This window comes from Kribbella sp. NPDC059898, from assembly GCF_042730855.1.
In the GTDB taxonomy this organism is placed as follows: Bacteria; Actinomycetota; Actinomycetes; order Propionibacteriales; family Kribbellaceae; genus Kribbella.
In genome coordinates this window covers 474,083-497,222 of sequence record NZ_JBHWKR010000004.1, presented here as the reverse complement: position 1 = coordinate 497,222, position 23,140 = coordinate 474,083, and the positions used below count along the sequence as shown (strand labels likewise).

General features: G+C 69.1%; 20 protein-coding genes. 11 read left to right on the top strand and 9 right to left on the bottom strand.

What is annotated here, in order from left to right; translation table 11 throughout:
* Positions 1–152 precede the first annotated feature (152 nt).
* Together ACFV9C_RS16370 and ACFV9C_RS16365 are read left to right on the top strand one after the other, a co-directional pair.
* On the top strand, positions 153–2,024 hold the full coding sequence (locus ACFV9C_RS16370) for a glycoside hydrolase family 5 protein (RefSeq protein WP_380194379.1): 1,872 nt from the start codon (positions 153–155) through the stop codon (positions 2,022–2,024).
* The gene (locus tag ACFV9C_RS16365) at positions 2,021–3,583 is read left to right on the top strand and encodes a beta-N-acetylhexosaminidase (protein WP_380194377.1); all 1,563 of its coding nucleotides are present in this window, start codon (positions 2,021–2,023) and stop codon (positions 3,581–3,583) included. The genes ACFV9C_RS16370 and ACFV9C_RS16365 overlap by 4 nt, the downstream gene beginning before the upstream one ends.
* On the opposite strand, the gene ACFV9C_RS16360 is transcribed toward ACFV9C_RS16365, so the two are convergent.
* From ACFV9C_RS16360 to ACFV9C_RS16340, 5 genes are all read right to left on the bottom strand, one after another.
* Positions 3,584–5,647, bottom strand: a complete 2,064-nt coding sequence (locus tag ACFV9C_RS16360) for an NPCBM/NEW2 domain-containing protein (RefSeq protein ID WP_380194375.1) — start codon at positions 5,645–5,647, stop codon at positions 3,584–3,586.
* A gap of 25 nt (positions 5,648–5,672) precedes the next feature.
* Complete coding sequence (locus ACFV9C_RS16355; RefSeq protein ID WP_380194373.1) at positions 5,673–7,667, bottom strand: alpha-galactosidase; 1,995 nt, start codon at positions 7,665–7,667, stop codon at positions 5,673–5,675.
* Positions 7,664–8,479: a carbohydrate ABC transporter permease gene (locus ACFV9C_RS16350; RefSeq protein WP_380194371.1), complete on the bottom strand. Its 816-nt coding sequence runs from the start codon at positions 8,477–8,479 to the stop codon at positions 7,664–7,666. Before ACFV9C_RS16350 ends, ACFV9C_RS16355 begins: the two co-directional genes overlap by 4 nt.
* Positions 8,476–9,300 (bottom strand): carbohydrate ABC transporter permease, encoded by an 825-nt coding sequence (locus ACFV9C_RS16345; protein WP_380194369.1) that lies wholly within the window; start codon positions 9,298–9,300, stop codon positions 8,476–8,478. Before ACFV9C_RS16345 ends, ACFV9C_RS16350 begins: the two co-directional genes overlap by 4 nt.
* A gap of 89 nt (positions 9,301–9,389) precedes the next feature.
* Entirely contained in the window at positions 9,390–10,670 is a 1,281-nt protein-coding gene (locus ACFV9C_RS16340) for an ABC transporter substrate-binding protein (RefSeq protein WP_380194367.1), read from the bottom strand.
* A 184-nt stretch (positions 10,671–10,854) separates the two neighbouring features.
* On the opposite strand from ACFV9C_RS16340, the gene ACFV9C_RS16335 reads away from it, so the two are divergent.
* Genes ACFV9C_RS16335 through ACFV9C_RS16310 form a run of 6 tightly spaced genes read left to right on the top strand, consistent with a single transcriptional unit; the run spans position 10,855 to position 15,784 of the window.
* Complete coding sequence (locus ACFV9C_RS16335) at positions 10,855–11,577, top strand: SDR family NAD(P)-dependent oxidoreductase (protein ID WP_380194365.1); 723 nt, start codon at positions 10,855–10,857, stop codon at positions 11,575–11,577.
* Positions 11,574–12,302, top strand: coding sequence for a FadR/GntR family transcriptional regulator (locus ACFV9C_RS16330; RefSeq protein ID WP_380194363.1), 729 nt, complete (start codon positions 11,574–11,576; stop codon positions 12,300–12,302). Before ACFV9C_RS16335 ends, ACFV9C_RS16330 begins: the two co-directional genes overlap by 4 nt.
* Positions 12,299–13,444: a galactonate dehydratase gene (gene dgoD / locus ACFV9C_RS16325; RefSeq protein WP_380194361.1), complete on the top strand. Its 1,146-nt coding sequence runs from the start codon at positions 12,299–12,301 to the stop codon at positions 13,442–13,444. The genes ACFV9C_RS16330 and dgoD overlap by 4 nt, the downstream gene beginning before the upstream one ends.
* An 8-nt stretch (positions 13,445–13,452) precedes the next feature.
* Positions 13,453–14,166, top strand: a complete 714-nt coding sequence (locus ACFV9C_RS16320; RefSeq protein WP_380194359.1) for a hypothetical protein — start codon at positions 13,453–13,455, stop codon at positions 14,164–14,166.
* Between the two features lie 55 nt (positions 14,167–14,221).
* Positions 14,222–14,842, top strand: a complete 621-nt coding sequence (locus tag ACFV9C_RS16315) for a bifunctional 4-hydroxy-2-oxoglutarate aldolase/2-dehydro-3-deoxy-phosphogluconate aldolase (protein WP_380194357.1) — start codon at positions 14,222–14,224, stop codon at positions 14,840–14,842.
* 12 nt (positions 14,843–14,854) lie between these two features.
* Positions 14,855–15,784 carry a sugar kinase gene (locus ACFV9C_RS16310; protein ID WP_380194355.1) on the top strand — a complete coding sequence of 310 codons (930 nt, stop codon included), beginning with the start codon at positions 14,855–14,857 and terminating at the stop codon, positions 15,782–15,784.
* Here the strand turns inward: ACFV9C_RS16310 and ACFV9C_RS16305 are convergent.
* A complete protein-coding gene (locus ACFV9C_RS16305) occupies positions 15,781–16,752 on the bottom strand; it encodes a GlxA family transcriptional regulator (RefSeq protein ID WP_380194353.1) in 972 nt (323 codons plus the stop codon). The two genes, ACFV9C_RS16310 and ACFV9C_RS16305, sit on opposite strands and share 4 nt — an antisense overlap.
* 72 nt (positions 16,753–16,824) lie before the next feature.
* Here ACFV9C_RS16305 and ACFV9C_RS16300 point away from each other — a divergent pair, with 72 nt between their 5' ends.
* Positions 16,825–17,634, top strand: a complete 810-nt coding sequence (locus ACFV9C_RS16300; RefSeq protein ID WP_380194351.1) for a dienelactone hydrolase family protein — start codon at positions 16,825–16,827, stop codon at positions 17,632–17,634.
* Between the two features lie 51 nt (positions 17,635–17,685).
* Positions 17,686–18,315, top strand: a complete 630-nt coding sequence (locus tag ACFV9C_RS16295; RefSeq protein ID WP_380194349.1) for an MSMEG_1061 family FMN-dependent PPOX-type flavoprotein — start codon at positions 17,686–17,688, stop codon at positions 18,313–18,315.
* On the opposite strand, the gene ACFV9C_RS16290 is transcribed toward ACFV9C_RS16295, so the two are convergent.
* The gene (locus ACFV9C_RS16290; RefSeq protein WP_380194347.1) at positions 18,309–18,839 is read right to left on the bottom strand and encodes a helix-turn-helix domain-containing protein; all 531 of its coding nucleotides are present in this window, start codon (positions 18,837–18,839) and stop codon (positions 18,309–18,311) included. The genes ACFV9C_RS16295 and ACFV9C_RS16290 overlap by 7 nt on opposite strands.
* Positions 18,840–18,894: 55 nt before the next feature.
* On the opposite strand from ACFV9C_RS16290, the gene ACFV9C_RS16285 reads away from it, so the two are divergent.
* Positions 18,895–19,800 (top strand): alpha/beta hydrolase family protein, encoded by a 906-nt coding sequence (locus ACFV9C_RS16285; RefSeq protein WP_380194345.1) that lies wholly within the window; start codon positions 18,895–18,897, stop codon positions 19,798–19,800.
* On the opposite strand, the gene ACFV9C_RS16280 is transcribed toward ACFV9C_RS16285, so the two are convergent.
* Complete coding sequence (locus ACFV9C_RS16280; protein WP_380194343.1) at positions 19,797–21,263, bottom strand: ATP-binding protein; 1,467 nt, start codon at positions 21,261–21,263, stop codon at positions 19,797–19,799. The genes ACFV9C_RS16285 and ACFV9C_RS16280 overlap by 4 nt on opposite strands.
* Positions 21,263–22,924, bottom strand: coding sequence for an FAD-dependent oxidoreductase (locus ACFV9C_RS16275; protein WP_380194341.1), 1,662 nt, complete (start codon positions 22,922–22,924; stop codon positions 21,263–21,265). Before ACFV9C_RS16275 ends, ACFV9C_RS16280 begins: the two co-directional genes overlap by 1 nt.
* Between the last annotated feature and the right edge of the window lie 216 nt (positions 22,925–23,140).

Below are 23,140 nucleotides of genomic sequence, written 5' to 3'. Positions count from 1 at the left end.
AATGTACTACAAAATCTACTTATGCAATACACAACCTCCTTGAGAGTACAACCTGAAGCGTCTGAGCACCACCCCTCGGTTCGATGGCGCCCTTGGAGCGAGCGCCGCCGGTTCGACTGGCGAGGGCCGGCGAGGACCGGCACGATCGGGGTATGCGCAGAATCGCCCCGTCTGCTGTTGTTGTCATGCTGTTCGCGTTGCTGGTGCCTGGTGCGCCTGCGGTCGCCGAGGTGCCGCATGCGGCGCCGTTGGTGACTGGATGGACGCCGCCGTTGAGTACTCGCGGGCGGTACGTCGTCGATGCCGACGGCAATCGGTTTCGGCTGAAGTCGGGGAACTGGCACGGGGCTAGCGGAACCTGGAACGGGTCCGGGGACGCGAACGACGACGCCAACCACCACGCCGGTGAGAACAGTCACCGGATGCCGCTCGGGCTGGATCGGGCGCCGATCGCGGAGATCGTCGCGGGGTTCGCCGAGCTGGGGCTGAACAGCGTACGGCTGCAGTTCTCCAACGAGATGATCCACGACAGTACGCCGATCCCGGCCGCCGCGGTCGCCGCCAACCCCGGGCTGGCCGGCAAGACGCCGCTCGAGGTGTACGACGTCGTCGTACAGCAGCTGACCGACGCCGGGTTCGCGGTGATCCTGAACAACCACACCAACACCACCCGCTGGTGCTGCGGCCTGGACGGCAACGAGCGCTGGAACGCGAGCCAGTCCACCGAGACGTGGGAGAACGACTGGCTGTTCATGGTCAACCGCTACAAGAACAACCCGCGCGTCGTCGGCGCCGACCTCTACAACGAGGTACGCCGGGACCTCCTGGACGACCCGAACTGGGGCCTCGGCGACCAGCACGACTGGTTCGCCGCCTCCCAGCACCTCGGCGACCGGATCCTCACCGAGGCGAACCCGAACCTGCTGATCGTTGTCGAAGGCATCAACTGGACCGGCATCCCCGCCGACGGCCTCCCGCACGACCGGCCGACGCTGACGCCGGCGCGGTACCTGTCGCACACGCTGGTCGCGTCGGACAAGCTGGTGTACTCGGCGCACTTCTACGACTACACCGGCCCGCGGCACAGCGGCGCGACCGGGACCGGCGAGACCCACGACCCGCGGTACCGCGACCTCTCGCCGGAGGAGCTGATCAGCGAGCTGAACCGGCAGGCGTTCTTCGTCACCGGCGAGGAAGGGCATTTCACGGCGCCGCTGTGGATCAGCGAGTTCGGCATCGGGAAGGACGAGACCGGCACCTTGCAGCGGGCGTGGTGGGAGCATTTCGTCGACCAACTGATCCGCACCGACGCCGACTTCGCGTACTGGCCGCTGGTCGGCTGGCACAACCTGACCGGCCCCGACAACGGTTGGGCGCTGCTCGCCTGGGACGTGAACGGGCACCGGATCGGGCTGTACGACGGGGACGACTGGCGGGCGTCCGCGTGGACGCGGTTGATGAACGCGCCGAGCAAGACCGGGCAGGTCGCGCCGGCGACGGTGTGGAAGATGCTCAGCCCGGACCACGGCGACTTCGTCGAGTCGCTGCGGATGCGGGCGGCCGGCGACTGGGACAACGGTGCGCGCAAGGCAGCCTGTCCGGACGGGCTGCGGCTGGTCGGGCTGAGCCATACGGGTAACCGCGGGCTGTGCCGGTCGGGTGGGCCGGTCATGTCGAGCGCGTACGAGGTGGTCCACGACGAGAGTCACGTGTCGGAGGACTGGGCGTCGGGGTACACGAAGTACCAGTGCGCCCCGGGGTTCTACGCGATCGGGTACAGCGTGCGTGGTGCGCGGGTGTCGTCGGTCTTGTGCGCCGGTACGTCGCAGTCGGTGGGCACGGTCGGCCGTACGGTCTGGTTCGACCGCGGCGACAACCGCTCCGGCGCCGGGGGCGATTTCGCGAACGGGAACTACAAGGGGCAGTGCGGGGACGACGAGTACGTCGCCGGGGTCGCGTTCACCACCCGAGTGGGTTCAAGTGGTACCCCGGACGCCCTGTATTGCCGCAAACTCGTCCAATGATCCCTGCACCCGCGACGACCACCCCCGGCGAAGGCACCTACACGCTCACCTCCACCACCGGCATCAGCGCCCCACCCGAACTGGCGGGCCCCGCGGCCCGCTTCGTCGAAGCGGTCCAGGCCGACACCGGCCTCACCCTGACCGGTTCCTCGGGCATCATCATCGAGCTGGCGCCGGTCGACGGCGTACCACCAGCCACCGGCCTCCGCGCCGACGGCGCGGAGATGGATGAGCGGTACGGGGTGGACGTTTCCGCCGGCGGTGTCCGGGTGTGGGCGGCGACGGCTGAGGGGATCCACCGGGGACTGACATCCGTCCGGCAGCTCATCTCCGCCCATCTCCAGGACGGTACTGCGGTCCTCCCGGCCGGCAGCTTCGTGGACGGGCCGCGGTTCGCCTGGCGTGGGTTGTCGCTCGACGTCGTCCGCACGTTCCACGGACCGGACGAGGTACGGCGCGTCATCGACATGCTCGACCTTTACAAGCTCAACGTCCTCCATCTGCACCTCACCGACGACCAGGGCTGGCGGGTGGAAGTCCCGTCCCGCCCGGCGCTCACCGAAGTAGGCGCGACCGGCGCGATCGGCGACCGCCCCGGCGGCTACTACACCCAGGACGAACTAGCCGACCTTGTCGCGTACGCTGCCGACCGCTACGTCACCGTCGTACCGGAGATCGACATGCCCGGTCACACGGCAGCCGTCTTCAAGGCCTACCCGGAGCTCGGCCCCGCCGACCCGAAGACCGTCGAGCTTGGCAACGGCGACCAGCTGCACCTCGGCACCCTCGACCCGGCGCGCGACGAGACCTGGACCTTTGTCGAGGACGTGCTGGACGCGGTCATCCCGCAGTTCCCGACGAGTGAATACGTACACATCGGCGGCGACGAGACCTGGGGCATGTCCGACGAGGACCACGCCGCCTTCGTCGAGAAGGCCTCGACGCTGGTCCGGGAACGCGGCAAGCGGGTCGTCGGCTGGCAGGAGATCGCCCGCGCGAAGCTCGACCCGGCCGACGTCGTCCAGTACTGGCTGGACCTCGACATCGACGCGATGGCCGACAACCCCGACGCCCCGACCCCGCCCGAGGAACTCCTCCCGGTCCTGGTCGAGGCCCTCCGCAAGGCCAAGCACGACGCCCCGAAGGCCCTCGACCAGGGCGCGAAGCTGATCGTCTCCCCCGTCACCTGGCTGTACTTCGACCGCCCGCATGCCGACACCTCCGCCGACCCCGGCCAGGAGCAGGCCCGCGAACGCCTGGGCCTCGAGTTCTACGGCGCCGCCTCCCTCGAACACGGCATCTCCTGGGACCCGTCCGACATCGTCACCCCCGACCGGATCGCCGGCGTCGAGGCCGCCATCTGGTGCGAGACCATCACCAATGCCGACGACCTGGAACTCCTGCTCCTCCCCCGCCTCCCCGGCCTCGCCGAGAAGGCGTGGTCCCACCGAACCACCACCAGTTGGCCCGAGTACGCCACCCGCCTGGCCGAGCAGTCCCCCGCCTGGCGTACCCGAGCCTGGACCTGGCTCCAGTCGACCGAGGTCAACTGGAGGTGATCAACAACTAGCAGTAGGTGCCGCCCAGTCGGCGCGGTCGTTGTAGCCGCCGTCGCCCGCGTCGCCGACCACGAGGTCGAGGACGCGGACGCCGGTCAGGTCCACGTCGAACTGCTTCGGCGTGAACCGGTCCACGGTCCCGCTGTCGAACAGCACCTTGCCGTCGCCGACAACCTGGAACGTCGACGTACCGCCCTCGGGCCCGACATTGCTCACCACATCGTCGATGCCGACGGTCCCGGTCAGCCGCGAGCACGCCTTGCCGACGTAGTACCGGATCAACGACGGCGACGCGACACCGATCCCGGTCGGGTACGTCGTACCGGTGAGCTTGATCGGGTTGCCGCCACCGACGCTCTCGTCGATCGTCGGCGACATCCACCCGCTCGTCGCTGTGATCCACTGATGATGCGACAGCGGCACGACGCCACGCGGCGGCGCGGGAGCGACGACCACCGGCGCCAGCACCGTCGTCTGCCGTTGCTGCCCATACCGTACGGTTTGGTATGTCGTGGTGGCCGTCAGGCTCGCGGTGCCGGGTGGAGCACCGGCGGGGAGCTTGACCGTGAACGCGAACGTCGTCTGCTGACCGCCCTCGAGCAGCCGTGGCGCTGTGGAGAGTGGCGCTACGGTCCAGCCGGCGCCACCGGCAACTGTCACAGCAGGAGCGAAGACCGGCTGCAGACCATCGTTGCGTACGGCAACCTGTACGGTCAGCTCGTCGCCGCCGGCAACAACCGGAGCAGCATCGGCCGGCTGCGGGTCCGTACCGACCTTCGTCACCTGCGGGATCCCCGCCGTCACATGCGGAGCGCCCGGCACGCCACGCGCCGCCGAGACCCGGAACAATGCCGTACCGTGCGCCGGAACCGCCGCGCTGATCACGCCGCCGCTCTCGGTCACCTTGTCTGTCCACGCGTTCTTCAGCGTGAACCGGTCCCCGGTCAGCCCGACCGCCGGCGCGGTGGTCGTCAGCGTTTGCGCGCTGTCGCCCCGGTTGAGCAGTACGACCGCCCGGCTGCCGTCGGCGAGCCGCTTCACCCACGTCTCCGTCGTACCGGCCGCACCGACACGCACCGCCTGTACCGCGGCCTTGTCCTGGTTGATCGCGATGACGTCAGGATCCGTCAGCATCCCGACCGTAGTCGCGCTGAGCTTGCGTACGTCGCTGCCGATCACGAGCGGCGCCGCTGCCACCGCCCACAGTGTGAGCTGCGTCCGGAACTCCTCGTCGCTCATCCCGAGCTCCGGCGCCAGGTAGTCCGGGTCACCGAACGCCCCGGGCCTGACGACCTCCGGGTGCCGCGCGTTCGCGTCGTAGTTCCGCAGCACGTCCTTGAACTTGATGTCGCCCTGGAACCCGACGTCGGTGTACGTCCGCCAGGACTGTGCGATCGCCGGCGCGTACGACCACGAGCTGATCGACTGCTGCGACTCGGGATAGTTGCCCCAGTCCGGCGACGTGACCGGGTTGCACAGGTTGAAGATCATCGGCCGGTGGCTCGCGTTGTTCCGCAGCGCCTGGGCGAACTCGGTGTACGCCGTCCTCGGGTCGAGGTCCGCCGCGATCCCGCACAGGTAGTCGACCTTGACCGCGTCGAACCCCCAGGCGGCGAACGTGTCCGCGTCGTGCTGGTAGTGGCCGCCGCTGCCGAGACCGCAGCGGCCGGGAATGTACGGACCGGCGTCGGTGTAGATGCCCGCGCGCAGGCCCTTGCTGTGGAGGTAGTCGACGAGCGGCTTCAGTCCGCGCGGGAACTTGGCCGGGTTCGGGACCAGGTCGCCGGCGGCGCTGCGGGACTGGTCGGCCTGCCAGCCGCCGTCCAGCCAGACGATGTCGTACCCGGCCTTCGCGAGACCGCGGCTCACCAGCGAGTCCGCGACCGACTTGATGGTGTCCTCGGTGAAGTCGCCGCCGAGTCCGTAGTAGGTGTTCCACCCCATGTACGGGGTCGGGCTGAGCACCGGAGCCGTGGCCTGAGCCGCCACGGCTCCGGTGCTGGTGGCGGCGAGCACGCCGGCCGTCAAGGCCGCCGCGAGCACACCGCCCAGCAGTCGTTTCATCCCTTGCCTTCCTTCGAGCGGACGGTCAGTCGAGCGCGTCGACGACGACGCAGCGCGAGTCCGCGCCGCCGTCGAACGGGATCCCGACCTGCAGCAGGTAGCTGCCCGGGTAGGTCTCGTCGCCCACCCGGTAGTTCGTCGCCGGATCCAGCCCCGCCAGCGGCACCCGCCGCGGCCTGGCCGGCAACGTACCGCGCACGTTGCCGTCACCGGTCTCCCACAGGAACACCACGGACCGCCGGTCCCCGACGTACTGCACACCGTGACTCAGTCCGTAGACGTTGCTGTCGGCAATCAGTTCCCGAAACTCCTTGTACTGCGCGATGTGCCGGGCCGCGGTCTTCAGCTGATCGTCCGACCACCGCGACAGATCCGCCCCGATCCCGAGCACCCCCGCCATCGCCACATGGAACCGGAAGTCCAGCGACCGCTCCCGCCCGTCGTGCGTGCCGACGGCATCGGTCACCCACGAGCTCATCAAGTGCGGCGCAAACCCGGTCCGAAACCCGTCCTGAATCCGCAACCGATCCAACGGCGCGGTGTTGTCGCTCGGCCAGAGCGTGTCCACCCGAGCCGCCATCCCCAGATCAACCCGAGCCCCACCCCCAGCACACCCTTCGACACACACCTCTGGGTACTGGGCCCTCAGCCGATCCAGTATCGCGTAGAGATTCGTCACCACCAGCCCGTCAACATCCCGCCGCACATCACCGGAGTCCAACCGCGGCCGATTCGCATCCCACTTCAAGTACGAGATGTCGTACGTCGACAACAACCGGTCAAGCGTGCTCCAGACGAACTCCGCCACATCGTCCCGACTCAGGTCGAGCAGCAACTGGTTCCGGATCAGAATCGGTTCCCGGGACGGCGTCCGCAGGATCCACTCGGGATGCTCACGAGCGAGCCGGGACCGCGGGCTGACCGATTCCGGCTCGATCCACAACCCGAACCCGAGCGCCAGCCCCCGTAGCTGCGCGATGAACCCGTCCAGCCCGTCCGGGAACTTCGCCGGATCGACCTCCCAGTCGCCGAGCCCGCCGGCATCGTCCGACCGCCCGACGAACCACCCGTCGTCCACCACGAACGTCTCCACGCCGATCCCCGCCGCCCGGCGCGCCAGCTCGAGCTGATGGTCCGCGCGGATGCCGAACTCGGTCGCGAACCACGAGTTGTACAGCACCCGCGGCGTCCGCGTCCTCGACAGCGCCCGCTCGTAGGCATGGAAGACCCGCGCCAATCCGTCGGCTCCCTGAGCACTGCACGCTCCAACCGCTTTGGGCGAACGCCACGTCTCCCCAGGACCGAGCCGTGTTCCGAGGCTCGAGGGGCTGCGACCGGCCTGGATCCGGAGGAGACCGGTGGAGTCCACGTCGGCGGTCATCTCCCAGGAGCCGGACCACGCGAGCTGGACGCCGTACGCGACGTCCCCGTCGGTCGCGAGGAACGGTGAATACGTATGCCCCGTGATCCCCTGCGAACTCCCGATCGTGAACCGCCCACGCGGCAACGTCACCGACGCCTGCTGGAACTCGCCGTTCCACTCGCCCCACAAGTACTTCACGGTGTTCCCCACCGGCACCACGAACGCCGCCGAGTCATGCCGCTGCAGCACGAGCGAGTCAACTCCGCCATTCCGCACCGAAACCCACCGCTCGACCACGTCCCCCACGACCAGGTAATGCAACCCAACCCGCACCCCCCGCACGTCATCCCGAAACACCAGTTCCAACTCAGTCCCGGGCAAGACATCACGCGACGCTTCACCAGATGATTCGGTGAAAACCGGCCGCAGTTCGTCCGACCCGTCGGGCCCGCTCACCACCAACTCCACCGGAGCCGTGTACCGAACCCCACGTACGCCGTACTCCAAAGGCTCCACATCAGCCCGCGGCACGAAATGCTCCGTACCAACGACCTCGACCGGACCCGGCCCCCACGCCACCAACTGCGCCCACAACCCATGCTCCGGTACGCCGACCACGTACGACGTCGTCGTACCGCGCAACGTCCAGGTCCTCACTTGACCGCTCCGATCGCCAACCCACCGACGAAGTGCTTCTGGAACCGCAGGAACACCGCAACGGTAGGCACCGCCGCGATCACCGTCCCGGCCGCGATCACGTTCCACGACGACACGAACAGCCCCTGCAGCCCGAGCAGCGCCGGCGTCACCGGCATCTTGTCGCCGGTCCGGATCACCGTGATCGACCACAGCAGATCGTTGAAGATCCAGGTGAACGACAGCGCGCCGAGCGCCGCGAGCGCCGGCCGGGTCAGCGGCAGAATGACCGCCGAATAGATACGACCCGGACCGGCCCCGTCGATCGTCGCCGCCTCCTGGATCTCCCGCGGCAGGTCCCGCATGAACCCGTGCAGCACGAACGTGTAGAACCCGAGCCCGAAGCCGACATGGACCGCGATCAGCGCGATCAGCGTGTCGTAGTACCCGATCAGCTCCACGAACCGTGAGATCGGGATCAGCAGGATCTGCGGTGGCAGCAGGTTGCCCATCAACATCAGCAGCAGTACGGTCCGCCGGAACGGGATGTTGTACCGCGCCAGCCCGTACGCCGCGATCGACGCCAGCCCGAGGCTCAGCAGCACCGCCGGGATCGTCACCAGCAGGCTGTTCACCAGCGCCCGGAACTCGTCCGCGTCCTCCCAAGCCGACTTGTACGTCGAGAACGTGAACGAGTGCGGCAACGACCCGAGCCCGTTCGCGGCGACGTCGTCGAAGCTCCGGAACGAGATCACGATCACCCAGAGGATCGGCGCGATCCACAGGAACGAGACGACACTCATCGCGACGTGGTATCCCACCCGCCTGATCATGTTTCCTCCCGGAACGCGCGGATGAGGTAGCCGAGGATGACAGCCAGGGCGAGCAGGAAGATCACCACGGCGATCGCGGACGCGTACCCGAGCTGGGTGGACTGGAACGCGGTCGAGTACATGTAGGTGCTGAGCAGCTCGGACGAGTGGTACGGCCCGCCCCTGGTCATCGACCAGACGATGTCGAACGACCGCAGCGAGTCGATGACGATCACCGACAGTACGACGGAGTTGACGCCCTTGAGCTGCGGGATCGTGACGTACCGGGTGCGCTGCCAGGCGGAGGCGCCGTCGACCTTCGCGGCCTCGTACAACGCGGGATCGACCGCTTTCAGGCCGGCCAGGTAGAGCACCATCACGTACCCGATCTGGCGCCACAGCGCGGGCACGATCACGGCGTACAGCGCGGTGTCGGGGTCGGCCAGCCAGGGGCGGACGAAGTTGCCGAGGCCGACCGAGCGGAACACCGTGTCGACAAGTCCATCTGGCTGGTAGAAGACGCGCCAGATGAGCGCGGTCACCACCAGCGAGAAGACAACCGGGGTGAAGAGGGCCGCCCGGTAGATGCCGACGCCGCGCCGCTCCTTCTGCAGCAGCAGGGCCATGCCGAACCCGCCGACGACGCTCAGTCCACCGAAGAGGACCAACCAGATCGCGGTGTTCTTCAGCGCGGTCCGGAAGATCGGATCCGACACCATGTCCCCGAAGTTCCCGAACCCCACGAACCGAGGCGCCGACAACCCGTCCCAACTCGTCAACGCCAACCAGAACCCCTGCAACGCGGGCCAGAACACCCACACCGCTTCAATGACGAAGGGCACCAAAACAAACGCGAGGATCAACGGAGAGACCCTTCGCCTACGACGTGACGCCGAACGGGCGAGGGGCCGAGTCTCCACGGCTGTAGCTGTCACGCCTTGAAGACCTTCTGCGCGGCTGTCTGCCAGTCCTTCAGGATTTGGTCGATCTGGTCGGGCTTGTCGAGGAACTTGGTGAGGGCGGCGTCGGCGGTCGGTTGGAGGGCGTCGGAGGAGTCGCGGTTGAAGAACTGGGTGATCTCAGCAGCACCCTCGATCATCGCCTTGCCCTTCTTCACCAGCGGCGTGTCCGCGGCCTTCCCGTCCGGGTTGGCCGGGATCGCCGTACCGGACGAGTTCTGCACGTAGATCTCCTGCGCCTGCGCCGTCGCCAGCCACCCCAGGAACTTCTTCACCCCGTCGGGATCGTGAACCTTCTTCGACGCGAAGTACCCGTCGGTCGGCGCTTCCTCGGCCACCGGTACGGCCGGGTCGATGATCGGGAACTGGAAGAAGTCGATGTCGTCCAGCGCGTCCTTCGGCGCCGAGTCCGCGAAGAACGTGCCGATCAGGAACATCCCGGTCTTCCCCGCGAGCAGCGCCGACGTCGCCTCCTGGAACGGGAACGACTTGCCCTTCGGGTCGAAGTACGGCAGCACCTCGCGCCACTTGGTGAACACCGCCTTCACCTTCGGGTCGGTGAAGTCGCCCTCGCCGGCCAGCAGTGTGCGGTGGAACGGCGCGCCGTTGATCCGGATGTTCAGGTAGTCGAACCACGCGGACGCGACCCACGGCGTGTCACCGAGCCCGATCCCGATCGGCGGAATCCCCTTGCCCTGAATGGTTTTGCAGACCGCGACGAACTCGGCCCAGGTCTTCGGCGGCGTCACGCCCCACTTGGCGAAGTTCGACTTCCGGTAGAACATCCCCCACCAGTAGTAGCTGGTCGGTACGAAGATCTTCTGCCCGGCGCTGCTCGTGGACAGCGTCTGCATCGCCTTGGAGTAGTTCCCCATCGAGTCCCACACGCTCGACACGTCGAGCAGCAGGTCCTTCTTCGCGTACGAGTCCGCGACCGATCCGGCGTACCAGGTGTAGACGTCCGGCGGGTTCGCCGAGGTGAGGTACGTCGGCAACTGGGTCCGGAAGATCTCCGCGGCGACCGTGTTCAGCTTGACCTGCGAACCGCCGATCTTGTTGTACGCAGCAACGAGTTTCTCCATCGCGGCCTTCGCCTGCTCACTGGAGAGGTTCGACTGCAGCGCGAGCTCACCGGTGGCCGCACCGCCGCTGCCGGGACTCTGCGCGGAGGTCGCGCACCCGGGAACCAGGGTCGCCGCGCCGAGCACCCCGAGCCCTTTCAGAAATGTCCGCCGATCCGCCTCGAAGGTCATGCCGGAGCTCCTGAGATTCTGCCCGTCCGGCGATGCCAGTCGGGTGAGTGGTGTGTTGCGGACGATCTTGCGGCGGTCGGTCGCGGGTGTCAATATTAATTCGTAAATTACGAGCAAATCGCTTGACCGGACAGCGCCGTCACGGTGAACTGATGCCCTACTACTGGACTTCGAGGAGGCGCGCGTGCGGCTGGCTGGGCGGGTGATCGTGGTGACCGGGGCCGCGTCGGGGATCGGGGCGGCGTGTGCCGAGCGGGCGCTGACCGAGGGTGCGCAGGTCGTGCAGGTGGACATCCGGCCCTGCCAGGAGCTGCCGGGGAAGGCGATCACCGTGGTCGGTGACGTCGCATCGGCGGACACCTGGGCGGAGGTTCGGTCCCGCGGCCGCGACGAGCTCGGCCCGATCGACGGCCTGGTCAGCAATGCGGTCGTCGTCGACGTGAAGCCGGCGCACGAGCTCTCCCCTTCGTCCTGGCAACGCCAGCTCGACGTGAACCTGACCGCCGCGTTCCTCGGTTTCCAGGCGCTGTACGACGACCTCGCCGCGGGCGCGGGCTCCGTCGTACTGGTGTCGTCGGTGCACGCGATCGCCGGGCTGCCCGGGCATCCGGCGTACGCGGCGACGAAGGGTGCGCTGGTGTCGCTCGGGCGCCAACTGGCCGTCGAGTACGGTCGGGATATCCGCGTGAACACCGTGCTCCCGGGCCCGGTCGTGACGGCGATGTGGGACCGCGTCGACGCCGAGGGCCGCGAGCGCAGCGCGCAGGCGACCGCGCTGAAGCGCCTCGGGCAGCCGGACGAGGTGGCCCAGGCGGTGGCGTTCCTGCTGTCGTCCGAGGCATCGTTCGTGACCGCCACCAGCCTGGTGGTGGACGGCGGATGGTCGGCAGTGAAGGACTCGGCGTGAGGGAGAGCAGAGTGACGGGGATCCAGCGCGGGCTGCACGGGCAGATCGTGGAGGAGATGGCGCAACGCATCCTGTCCGGGACGATCGCGGAGGGCGCGACCATCAACGTGACCGAGCTGCAGGCCGACCTCGGCGTCAGCCTGACCGCCGTCCGCGAGGCGCTGAAGGTGCTGACCGCGAAGGGGCTGGTCGACGCGCGGCAGAAGCGCGGCACGTTCGTCCGGCCGCGCGCGGACTGGAACCTGCTCGACGCGGACATGATCCGCTGGCACTTCAAGGACGCCGACGCCCGCCCCGAGTTGCTCGAGGAGCTGCACGAGGTCCGCGGCATCGTGGAACCGGCCGCCGCCCGGCTGGCCGCCGTACGGGGTGACGACTCGCATCTGGCCGCGCTGGACGAGGCGCTCGCGGCGATGGAGTCCGCCGGCGACGACCTGGCCGCGGTGGCCGCCGACCTCGCGTTCCACCGGGCGTTGCTCGCGGCAACGGGTAACGAGCTGCTGACCAAGATGGAAGTGATCATGGAGACCGGGCTCGCCGGCCGCGACCGCCTGGTACACAAGGTGAAACCGTCCGGCGACCCGGTGCCGAGCCACCGGCGGGTCGTGGACGCGGTCCGTGCGCACGACCCCGAAGGCGCCGAGCTGGCGATGCGTTCCTTGCTCGCGAAGGCCGCGGAAGACCTCACCGAGGTACGCGGATCCTCCCGGAAGGGCCGCCGGTGAAGATCGAGCGGATCGAGACGTTCCTGGTCCCGCCGCGCTGGCTGTTCTGCCGGATCGAGACGAGCGACGGCGTCGTCGGATGGGGCGAGCCGGTGGTCGAGGGTCGCGCCGAGGTGGTCCGGGCGGCGATCGACGTACTCGCGGAGTACCTGATCGGCCAGGATCCGCTGCAGATCGAGCGGCACTGGCAGGTGCTGACGAAGGGCGGGTTCTACCGCGGCGGGCCGGTGCTGAGCAGCGCGGTCGCCGGGATCGACCATGCGCTGTGGGACATCGCGGGCAAGGTGTACGGCGCTCCCGTGGCGGCGCTGCTCGGCGGGCGGGTGCGCGATCGGGTCCGCGTGTACGCATGGGTCGGCGGCGACGAGCCGTCCTCGATCGGGGACGCCGTCGCGGAGCAGGTCGAGGCCGGCATGACCGCCGTGAAGATGAACGCCAGCGGGCAGATCCAGGTGTCGCCGTCCGTTGCCGAGCTCAACGACATCGTCACCCGGCTGGCCGCCGCGCGGGCCGTTCTGGGTGATACGCGCGACGTCGCGATCGACCTGCACGGCCGGGTCGGGGTCGCCGGTGCGCGGCGGATCCTGCGGGCGGTCGAGGGCCTGCAGCCGATGTTCGTCGAGGAGCCGGTGCTGCCGGAGCAGATGGCGCATCTCGCCGAGGTCGTCGCGACGTCGACGGTGCCGGTGGCGCTGGGCGAGCGGCTGTACCACCGCGCCGATTTCATGGCGCCGTTGACCGCGGGCGTCGCCGTCGTACAGCCCGACGTCTCGCACGCCGGCGGGATCTCCGAGCTGCGGCGGATCGCCGTAGTCGCCGACGCCCATGGCGCGCTCCTGGCGCCACACTGCCCGCTCGGGCCGATCTCGCTCGCGGCGTCGCTGCAGGTGTCGTTCAGTACGCCGAACTTCCTCATCCAGGAGCAGAGCCGCAGCATCCACTACAACGTGACGAGCGACCTCACGTCGTACGTCGTGGACCCGGCGCCGTTCACCTGGATCAACGGGCACGCCGAGTGGAATCCCCTGCCAGGCTTGGGAATCACGGTCGACGAGCAGGCTGTCCGCGCCGCGGACCGCACCGGCCACGCCTGGCGCAACCCGGTCTGGACCCACGACGACGGCTCCTTCGCCGAATGGTGACCGCAGCCGTGGCGGTTGACCTCACCGACGGCGGCCGCTGGACCTCACTGCGGCTGGCGGGGCGCGAGTGGTTGTGGGAAGGCCCCGGCCTGATCGACGGTCCGCGCACCGGTATGACGACCTTCGTCGACGCCGGCGGTGTCGACGAATGCTTCCCGACCGTCCGCGGCACGCCGGACCACGGCGCCCTCTGGAATCAACCTTGGGACGGCACCGTTCTGTCCCGCACCTTCTCGTGCCATCACGACACGGTCACCGTCGACTACCACCTCTCAGCAGTCCCGGGCTATCGGTTCGTGTGGGCTGCCCACGCATTACTCGACTGCATGCCGGGCGCAACCATCTCCGCGGACTTCACCGAATGCCGCCGCTACCCCGACGACGGCCCTTGGACCATCAGCCCCTGGCCAACGGTCACGACGTACGGCCCGACCGATGGCACCGCGGTCGGCGCGGTTCTGGTGGACTGCCCAACGGTCTCGGTCCGCGACCGCGGCGCCGAACTCACCATGACGTTGAGTTGCCCGGGGCAACCGATCTCCACCGCGCTGTGGCGCAACCAGGGCGGCTTCCCGGTCGGCGCGCCGTACCGGAGTCTCGGGGTCGAGCCGATGCTCGGCAAGGTGTTCGACCTGGCCGAGGCCGGCCCCGGTGACGCCGCGGTCGTCCCGGCGAACGGCCAGCTGACCTGGCGCCTGACCCTGTCCGCCAGCCCACTCTGATATCACCAAGCAGACTGGGACGTGCGATATCTCGCTCATCACATAGGTTGGGGTTATGGATCTGATTGGGGAACTCCGGAGCCGGAAACTGCTCGCGATCATCCGCGCCGACCGCGCGGACACCGCGCTCGACTGCGTCGAGACCCTCGTCGAGGCGGGCATCACCGCACTCGAGATCTCCCTCACCACCCCCGGCGGGGTCGAGGCGATCGCGAAGGCGCGCTCGCTGTACGACCCGCACATCCTGATCGGCGCCGGGACCGTCGTCACGGCCGAGCAGGCCGACCAGGTCGCCGACGCCCGGGCCGACTTCAGCGTCACGCCGGCGATCACCCGCGGCGCGCACCGCTCGGTCGAGCTCGGCCTCCCGCTGCTGTGCGGCGCGCTCACCCCGACCGAGGTGGTCGCCGCGCTCGACCTCGGCGCCACCGCGGTCAAGATCTTCCCCGCCAAGCTGCACGGGCCCGGGTACCTCTCCGAGCTCCGCGCCCCGCTCCCCGACGCCCCGCTGATCGCGGTCGGCGGCGTGGATGCCCAGTCCGCCCCGAAGTACCTCGCGGCGGGCGCGCTGGCAGTCGGCGTCGGCTCACCGCTCCTCGGCGACGCCGCGAGCGGAGGTCCGTTGGCCGAGCTGGCGATCCGCGCCAGTACCTTCCGTACCGAACTCGACATCTGACGAGGTCCTCGAATGACAGATCTGCTGACGCTCGGCGAGACCATGGTTTCGGTGCGGACCGCACGGCCGATGCGGCTGGGCGGGGACGCGCAACTGTCGATCGCCGGCTCCGAGAGCAACGTGGCGATCGGGGTGGCCCGGCTCGGGCACGACGTCACCTGGTTGAGTGCCGTGGGCAACGATGAGCCGGGCCGGCTGATCCAGCGCACGCTGCGCGCCGAGAACGTCGACGTCCGGGTCCGGTTCGCCGACGACGCGTTCACCGGGTTCATCGCGTTCGACCAGCCGTCGCATGACATCACCCGGGTCAGCTACCACCGCCGCGGTTCCGCCGCCTCCACCCTCACCCCCGACGAGACCACCGCCGCGATCGCCGCGGTGTCACCGAAGCTGCTGCACGTCACGGGCATCACCCCGGCGCTCTCGGAGACAGCCCGGGCCGCGACGTTGGCCGCCGTACGCACGACCGCCGCCCGTGTCTCCCTCGACGTGAACTACCGCGCCCGCCTCTGGTCCCGCGCCGAGGCGGCGGCGACCCTCCGCGAGTTCCTCCTCCACATCCACACGGTCTTCGCCTCCGACGACGAACTCGACCTGCTCACGGACGCCGAGGACCCGGTCGCCGACCTCCTGACCAGCGTCGAAACCGTCGTGGTGACAGCCGGAGGAAAGGGCGCGTGGTCGCACACCCGCACTCCTGAGATTTCGACCATCCACCGCCCCGCCCTCCCCGTCACGGTGGTCGACAGCATCGGCGCGGGCGACGCGTTCGTCTCCGGCTACCTCTCCGCCACGCTCGACAACCTCTCCGCCGAGGCCTGCCTCGACCGCGCCACCACCTCCGGCGCCTTCTGCGTCACGGCGTACGGCGACTGGGAATCCCTCCCGACCCGCGAGGACCTCACGCTGCTCTCCCACGCCCAAGGCACCGCGCTCCGCTAGACCGGGCGGCGGAACTGGGCGCGATACTCGCCCGGCGCCTTACCGGTATGACGTCGGAACAGCCGGCTGAACGACGCCGGGTCCCGGTACCCGACCTCCCCGGCGATGCGCGCCACCGTCCGGCCGGTCGTCTCCAGCAGATGTCCGGCTCGCCGTACCCGAGCCGCCTGCAGGTACTCCAGCGGCGTCACGCCCGCCGTCTCGCCGAACCGCCGGAGCAGCGTCCTGGTGCTGACCCGCAGCTCGTCGGCGAGCCGTTGCAGGTCGTACGCGGCATCGAGGCGCTGATCCAGCCGACGCTTCACCTCGTCCGCGAACGTCGAGCCCCCGGCCGGGAGCACCGAGTGGTCGACGTACGGCGTCTGCGAGGTCCGGGAGTCGTCGATCAACGCGATCCGCGCGGTGGTCCGCGCCACGGACTCGCCGCTGTGCCATCGGATCAGCGTGAGCGCGAAATCGTACATCGCGCTGAACGCCGCGGCCGTGGTCACGCCCCGGTCGGTCACCACCAACTGATCGGCGCGAACGTCGATCGCCGGATACCGGCGCGCCAGCCGGTCGGCGTACAGCCAGGAGGTGGTGGCGGTACGACGGTCCAGCACACCGGCCTCGGCCAGCAGGAACGCCCCGAGACACAGGGAAACGACCGGCGCGCCGCCGGCTGCGTGAGCGCTGATCGCCGCGAACTCCGGACCGAGACCGGAAAGGACCCGGTCGACGTCGACCGCCGGCCCGACCTCGAACCCGGGCACGACCAGGACGTCCGCCGCCTGCAGCGGAGCCACTGGGATCCGCACGCCTCCCGAGGCGAGGACCCGGTGCCGCGGCGAGACGATCCGCACGTCGTACGCCGGATCGGACGCGCCACGCACCTGCGCGACGCGGGTCGCCATCGTGAGCAGATCGGGGATGCCGTACACCTCCGACGCGAAACAGCCCGGGTACGCGAGGACCGAGAGCCGGAGCATGTGGCGAGATTAACCAGCTTCTTGGCGATCTCGCCAGTGGTCGTCGTCGTGCGCTGCGGACAGTCTCGGGTCATGACATGTGACGATCGCCTCGAAGACTTCGCCCATCGAGTTGTGGAGGTCGACGGCGTCGCCAAGACGGTGCACGTCACCGGGACCGGACCGGCCGTCGTCGTGATGCCGGAGATGCCCGGCATCAGCCCCGACGTCGCGCGGCTCGCGCGGTGGGTCCGCGACGCCGGCTTCACCGTGTTCGTGCCGTCGCTGTTCGGGGTCGACGGCGCGTACCCGACGGCCTCGGAGGGCGAGGAGATCGTCCGGCGGGCCTGTGTGAGCGCCGAGTTCCGCGCCTTCGCCGGCGGTGGCACGAGCCCGGTCAGCAGCTGGCTCCGCGGTCTCGCCCGGATCGCGCTCGCCGAAGCCGGTGGACCCGGGGTAGGAGCGATCGGGCTGTGCTTCACCGGCAACTTCGCCCTCACGATGGCCCTCGAACCGGCGGTGATCGCGCCGGTCGTCAACCACCCGTCCCTTCCGCTGGACGCCCCGGGCGAGCTCGAACTCTCGGCCGCCGACGCGGCGGCGCTCGCGGCCCGGTTCCGGCGCGAAGACCTGCAGGTACTGGCGTATCGGTTCGAGGGCGATCGATGGTGCACCGGCCGGCGGTTCGCGGCGTACCAGCGGTTGCTGGGTGACGCGTTCGTCGGACGGGTCCTGCCCGCGGAGGTCGCGAATCCGGAACCGCCGCCGTTCTTCCGCGACGTCGTGGGGTGCGCGCACAGCGTCGTGACCGCGCACCTCGTCGACCAGGCCGGCCACCCGACGGTGCGGGCCCGGGACGAGATCCTCGCCTTCCTCGCCGCCAAGTTGCATGTCACAACTTGAGGAGCCGGAACGTCTTAGTACGCACGAGATGGTCGAGTGCGGAGGTGTGCGTTGAGCAGGTGGGACGAGCTGCCCGCGGTACAAAGCGTTGCCGAGCTGGAGGGATTCGGTACGCCGGACCCGATCGTCCGCGACAAGGTCGAGCCGCGGCTGCACGACGTACACCGGGAATGGATCGGCGGATCACCGCTGGTCTTCGTCGCCACGTCCTCGCTGGACGGGAGCTGCGACGTCTCCCCGACGGGCGACCCGCCCGGCTTCGTGAAGGTCCTCGACGAGACCACCCTCGCGATCCCGGAACGCTCCGGCAACCGCCGGATGGACGGCTTCCGCAACATCATCGAGAACCCGCACGCCGGCCTGGTCTTCCTGATCCCCGGCCGCCCCGAAACCCTGCGGGTCAACGGCCGCGCCCGGATCGTCACCGACGGGCCGTTCTTCGACGACATGGTCGTCCGGTCGCACCGCCCGCGCCTGGCCCTCGTCGTACAGGTCGAGGAGGTCTTCTTCCACTGCGCCAAGGCGTTCGCCCGCTCGAAGATCTGGAAGCCCTCCAGTTGGACGCCGACCCTGGTACGCCCGTATGCCGAGATCGCCCAGGCCCTGTGGCGCCGCGGCGAATCGCTGGAGTCCATCGAGGCCCGCAACCGCCCGGAGATCCTGGACGCCCAGCTCTACTGATCCGCGGCCGGAAACAGGATCGGGCTGAGGAGATAACGGGAGCGATCCGGCGTCGCCTCGTTCGACAGCATCGGCAGGATCGCGGCGCGCAGGCCCTCGATCAGCTGGTGGAGCTCGGCGTCGGTGAGCCAGACTCCGTGCTGCCGGTAGCCGACCAGGTCGGCGATCGGGTCCGCCCCGTCGCGTTCGGTGTACGCCGTGAACTCCGCCAGCAGCGCCGCCATCGCCGTCGCGAACCCGCGCCGGTGGTCCTCGACCGTCAACTCGGCGAGCTGTTCGGGCGTGATCGACGCCCGCTCCGAACGCAGCCGGAACCGCCGCTCGACCGCGCCGCGCACCCGCCGTTCCTCCGCCACCTCGAGGATCCCGCCGTCGGCGAGCAACTCGACGTGCCGGTACAGCGTCGCCTTCGACACGTCCGCGACCCGCTCACCGAGCTCACCGGTCGTCAGTTCGCGGCCGCCGCGCAACGCGTGCACGATCCGCAACCGCACCGGATGTGCCAGCAGTTCCAACGGACCCATGGCGCAACGATCTCACGTCGTGCTACCTTTCTCAAACCATGAGAAAGGTAGAGCGATGACCGCCTGGACTCCCCCGCCGTACGCCGACCCGGCCACCTTCACCGAACGCGACATCACCCTCGACGCCGCCGGCCGTACCGTCCCCGGCACCCTGACCCTGCCCGCGGAACCGACCGGCCGCGGCGTCGTCCTGCTGACCGGCGGCGGCCCGTGGGACCGCGACGAGACCAGCGGACCGAACAAGCCGCTGAAGGATCTCGCGTGGGGCCTGGCGACGCAGGGCATCGCGGTACTGCGCTTCGACAAGATCACCGCGAACCGCCCCGAGGCGATGGCGGCGCCCGGCTACACAATGACATCGGAGTACGTCCCGCACGGGATCGCCGCCGTACGGCTACTCGCCGAACACGTCGGCCAGGTCTTCCTCGTCGGGCACAGCATGGGTGGCAAGGTCGCCCCGAAGATCGCCACCGAGGAACCGCTGGTGGCGGGCGTCGTGATCATGGCGGGCGACACCCAGCCGATGCAGTACGGCGCTGTGCGCGTCATGCGCTACCTCGCCCAGACGATGCCCGAAGCCGTCCCACCCGGAACCGTCGAACTCTTCGAACGCCAGGCGATCACGGCCGATACGGTCACCGCGGACACCCGGGCGTCGGACCTGCCGTTCGGTATGCCGGCGTCGTTCTGGCTGGACCAGCGCGCGTACGACCCGGTCGCCACGGCCGCCAAACTCGACGTACCGATCCTCGTCCTGCAAGGCGGTCGCGACTACCAGGTCTCGGTCGCCGACGACCTCGCCGGCTGGCGCGCCGGCCTCCCCGACGCCACGATCAAGGTCTTCGACGAGGACAACCACGTGTTCTTCCGCGGCACCGGCCCGTCCACACCGGCCGACTACCAGGCCCCCGGAAACCTGGACCCGGCAGTCGTCACCACCATCGTGGACTGGTTGCCCTAAGCAAGTAGTGCGGGGTCGGACTCAAGCTCTCGCTCGGGCTCGAGCGGGAGGACGATCTTGAAGACCGTGCGGCCCGGCTCGGACTCCACCCGGAGGTCGCCGTGGTGCTTCTTGACCACGATCCGCCAAGAGATGTCCAGGCCGAGGCCGGTCCCCTCGCCGATCGGCTTCGTGGTGAAGAACGGCTCGAAGATCCGCCGCCGGATCTCGTCGGGGATCCCCGGACCGGTGTCGCCGATCTCGACCACGGCGTACGCACCGTCCCGCCGGGTCCGCAGCGTCAGCGTCCCGGATCCGCCCATCGCGCTGACCGCGTTGTCGATGATGTTCGTCCACACCTGGTTGAGCTCCGCGGCGTACGCCGGGATCGCCGGCAGCTCAGGATCGAAGTCCTTCACGACCTGGTACCCCTGGAGCTTGCCCGACATCATCACCAGCGTCGACTTGAGCAGCTCACGCAGATCCACGGTCTGGTACGGCGCCCGGTCGATCTGCGAGTACTGCTTGGCGGCACCGACGAGGGTGGAGATCCGGGTGACCGAGTCGTCGATCTCGTTCATCAGCGACTCGGTGTCGATCGTGTACATCAGCCACCGGACGGCGCCTTCGAGGTACTTCGGGCCGACCGCCGTCAGCACCTCCTCCATCCACGGCACGTCGAGGCCGGCCTGCGCCAGCACCGGCGCGACGTCCCAGCTGGCCTGCACGTCGTGGTCGTCCAGCCAGTCGGTGAGCGTGTCCTCGCGGTCCGACAGCTCCAGCGGCGGCAGGTCCTTGTCCTTGTTCTTCTCCAGCCGCTCGACCGCGTCGTCCTGGAGCGCGACGATCTGGTGCAGCTTGGTCGCGTCGAGCGTGCCGTCGGCGAGCATCGCGAGCTTCGACCGCATCCCGGAGACCCGCTGCCGCAGCGTCGCCGCGGCCCGGACCGCCGCGGCCGCGGGGTTGTTCAGCTCGTGGGTCAGCCCCGCCGACAACGAGCCGAGGGCGAGCAGCCGCTCGCGCTCCCCCAGCGTCTCGTTGGTCCGCCGCATCCCCATCACGAAGCCCTCGATCAGGTGCACCGCCATCGGGAACCAGGTGTTCATCATCGTCGCCATCGTCTCGGCGCCGATCACGAAGAACTCCGACGGCTGCGTCACCTGCATGGTCGCGGTATACGACTTGTGGTCGTTGGCGCCGAAGAACGCATTGAAGGCGCCCGAGTACACCCCGCGCTGGCCGGTCCGGTTGATCTCCACGAGCTCGCCGTGCGAGAGCTTGCAGAGCCGGATCTCACCGGTCAGCAGGACGTAGCAACAGGTCGCCTCGTCCCCCTCGTTGAAGACGATCCCGTCGTGGACCTCCTCGACGTACCCCGCCTCGGACAGCCACTGCAACTGCTCGTCGTTCAGGCTCTCGAAGAGGAACAGCGTGCGCAGCTCGTCGGGAGTCAGCCGCCGCGGCGCAGGAGCTTGGTCAGTCATCAGAGCATCTCCAGGTATCGGTGCACCAGTGTCACGGCCATCGCCCCGTCGCCGACCGCCGACGCGACCCGCTTCACCGACTCGGCCCGTACGTCGCCGGCGGCGAACACGCCCGGCATGCTCGTCTCGAGGTGGTACGGCTCCCGCTCCAGCACCCAGCCCGGCGGTCTGCCGTGCAGGTCCGGTCCGGTGAGGACGAAGCCGCGCTCGTCGCGGAGCAGGTCACCGGGCAGCCAGTCCGTCCGCGGCGCCGCGCCGATGAACACGAACATCCATTCCGTGTCCACCTCGCGCTTCTCCCCGGTCTCGCTGTTCAGCAGGGTGAGGTGTTCCAGGTGCTCCGAGCCCAGACAGGAAACGACCTGCGTGCAGGTGTGCACCTCGATGTTGTCGATCGCGTCGATCTGATCGATGAGGTACGACGACATCGTCGCGGTGAGCGATGGTCCCCTCACCAGCATATGCACACGCTTCGCATGCCTGGAGAAATAGACCGCGGCCTGGCCGGCCGAGTTCGCCCCGCCGATGATGTAGACCTCGGCACCGGCACACGCCGGACCCTCGGTGGTGGCCGATCCGTAGTAGATGCCGCGGCCGCACAGGTCGTCGACGCCGGGCGCCTGGAGCGTCCGGTACGAGACCCCGGTCGCGAGGATCACCGAATGCGCCGAGATCTCGCTGCCGTCCGCGAACCGGAGGCGACGGGCGTTCCCGAGCGTCTCCAGCCCGACCACCTGACGGGTCGTCAGCAGCTCGGCCCCGAACCGGACCGCCTGCCGCCGCGCCCGGTCGGTCAGCTGCGCGCCGGACACCCCGTCCGGGAAGCCAAGGTAGTTCTCGATCCGGCTCGACTGCCCGGCCTGGCCGCCGGTCGCCAACTGCTCGACCAGGACGGTCCGGAGGCCTTCGCTGGCGCCGTACACCGCGGCCCCGAGGCCGGCCGGTCCGCCGCCGACCACGACCAGGTCGTAGAAGTCCTGGGTGGGCGCGGTGGTCAGCCCGACCTTCTCGGCCAGCTCGGCCTCGGACGGCGCGACCATCACGCTGGCGTCGGGCGTGATCACGACCGGCAGCGTCGTACCGTCGACGTCGGCCGCGTCCAGGAGTCGCCTGGCCTCGTCGTCGTCGACGTTCAGCCAGCGGTACGGCACGGCGTTCCGGGCGAGGAAGTCGCGGGCCGCGAACGACGGCGCCGACCAGCGGTGGCCGATCACCCGGGTCTCGTCGCCGGACGGCTCCGGGGTCGCCCTCCACAGGTCGAGCATCGCGTCGACCACCGGGTACAGCTTCTCCTCCGGCGGGTTCCACGGCTTCAGCAGGTAGTGGTCCAGGTCGACCACGTTGATCGCCTGGATCGCGGCGTCGGTGTCGGCGTACGCCGTCAGCAGCACCCGGCGGGCCAGCGGGAACAGGTCCATCGCGGCCTCGAGGAACTCGATGCCGGACATCTGCGGCATCCGGTAGTCGGCCAGCAGCAGCGCGACCGGCTCGCCGCGCAGCTTCAGCTCCTTCAGCGCGTCGAGCGCCTGCGCCGGGCTCTCCGCCCGGACGATGCGGTTGTCCTCGCCGTACCGGCGGCGGAGGTCACGGGCTATCGACCGGGAAACGCCGGGATCGTCGTCCACGGTGAGGATCACCGCGCGGGTCGTTGACGCTGTCATGCCTCCTTCATACCAGCGGATGCCTACAAACAGGGATCGGTAATCCACAGGCCCACACCCGGTCCGCGAGGGGCTGACACACGAACCGGGTGCGAGGGGCGGCCTATGGCACCGCGTCGTGCACGGCTGCCGGGGCGGCGCAGCCGTCGCCCGGCCTGCACTCCCATTAAGTAGAGACCTTCCATAACTCCACGTCAACACACACCAACGGCGGGT

What these genes read in the sequence shown, in the direction of transcription:
- ACFV9C_RS16280 (WP_380194343.1), bottom strand. Translation starts at nt 21,263, where the DNA reads ATGACTGACCAAGCTCCTGCGCCGCGGCGGCTGACTCCCGACGAGCTG.
- ACFV9C_RS16365 (WP_380194377.1), top strand. Translation starts at nt 2,021, where the DNA reads ATGATCCCTGCACCCGCGACGACCACCCCCGGCGAAGGCACCTACACG.
- ACFV9C_RS16305 (WP_380194353.1), bottom strand. Translation starts at nt 16,752, where the DNA reads ATGCTCCGGCTCTCGGTCCTCGCGTACCCGGGCTGTTTCGCGTCGGAG.
- ACFV9C_RS16340 (WP_380194367.1), bottom strand. Translation starts at nt 10,670, where the DNA reads ATGACCTTCGAGGCGGATCGGCGGACATTTCTGAAAGGGCTCGGGGTG.
- ACFV9C_RS16370 (WP_380194379.1), top strand. Translation starts at nt 153, where the DNA reads ATGCGCAGAATCGCCCCGTCTGCTGTTGTTGTCATGCTGTTCGCGTTG.
- ACFV9C_RS16275 (WP_380194341.1), bottom strand. Translation starts at nt 22,924, where the DNA reads ATGACAGCGTCAACGACCCGCGCGGTGATCCTCACCGTGGACGACGAT.
- ACFV9C_RS16300 (WP_380194351.1), top strand. Translation starts at nt 16,825, where the DNA reads ATGACATGTGACGATCGCCTCGAAGACTTCGCCCATCGAGTTGTGGAG.
- ACFV9C_RS16285 (WP_380194345.1), top strand. Translation starts at nt 18,895, where the DNA reads ATGACCGCCTGGACTCCCCCGCCGTACGCCGACCCGGCCACCTTCACC.
- ACFV9C_RS16350 (WP_380194371.1), bottom strand. Translation starts at nt 8,479, where the DNA reads ATGATCAGGCGGGTGGGATACCACGTCGCGATGAGTGTCGTCTCGTTC.
- ACFV9C_RS16315 (WP_380194357.1), top strand. Translation starts at nt 14,222, where the DNA reads ATGGATCTGATTGGGGAACTCCGGAGCCGGAAACTGCTCGCGATCATC.
- ACFV9C_RS16290 (WP_380194347.1), bottom strand. Translation starts at nt 18,839, where the DNA reads ATGGGTCCGTTGGAACTGCTGGCACATCCGGTGCGGTTGCGGATCGTG.
- ACFV9C_RS16310 (WP_380194355.1), top strand. Translation starts at nt 14,855, where the DNA reads ATGACAGATCTGCTGACGCTCGGCGAGACCATGGTTTCGGTGCGGACC.
- ACFV9C_RS16360 (WP_380194375.1), bottom strand. Translation starts at nt 5,647, where the DNA reads ATGAAACGACTGCTGGGCGGTGTGCTCGCGGCGGCCTTGACGGCCGGC.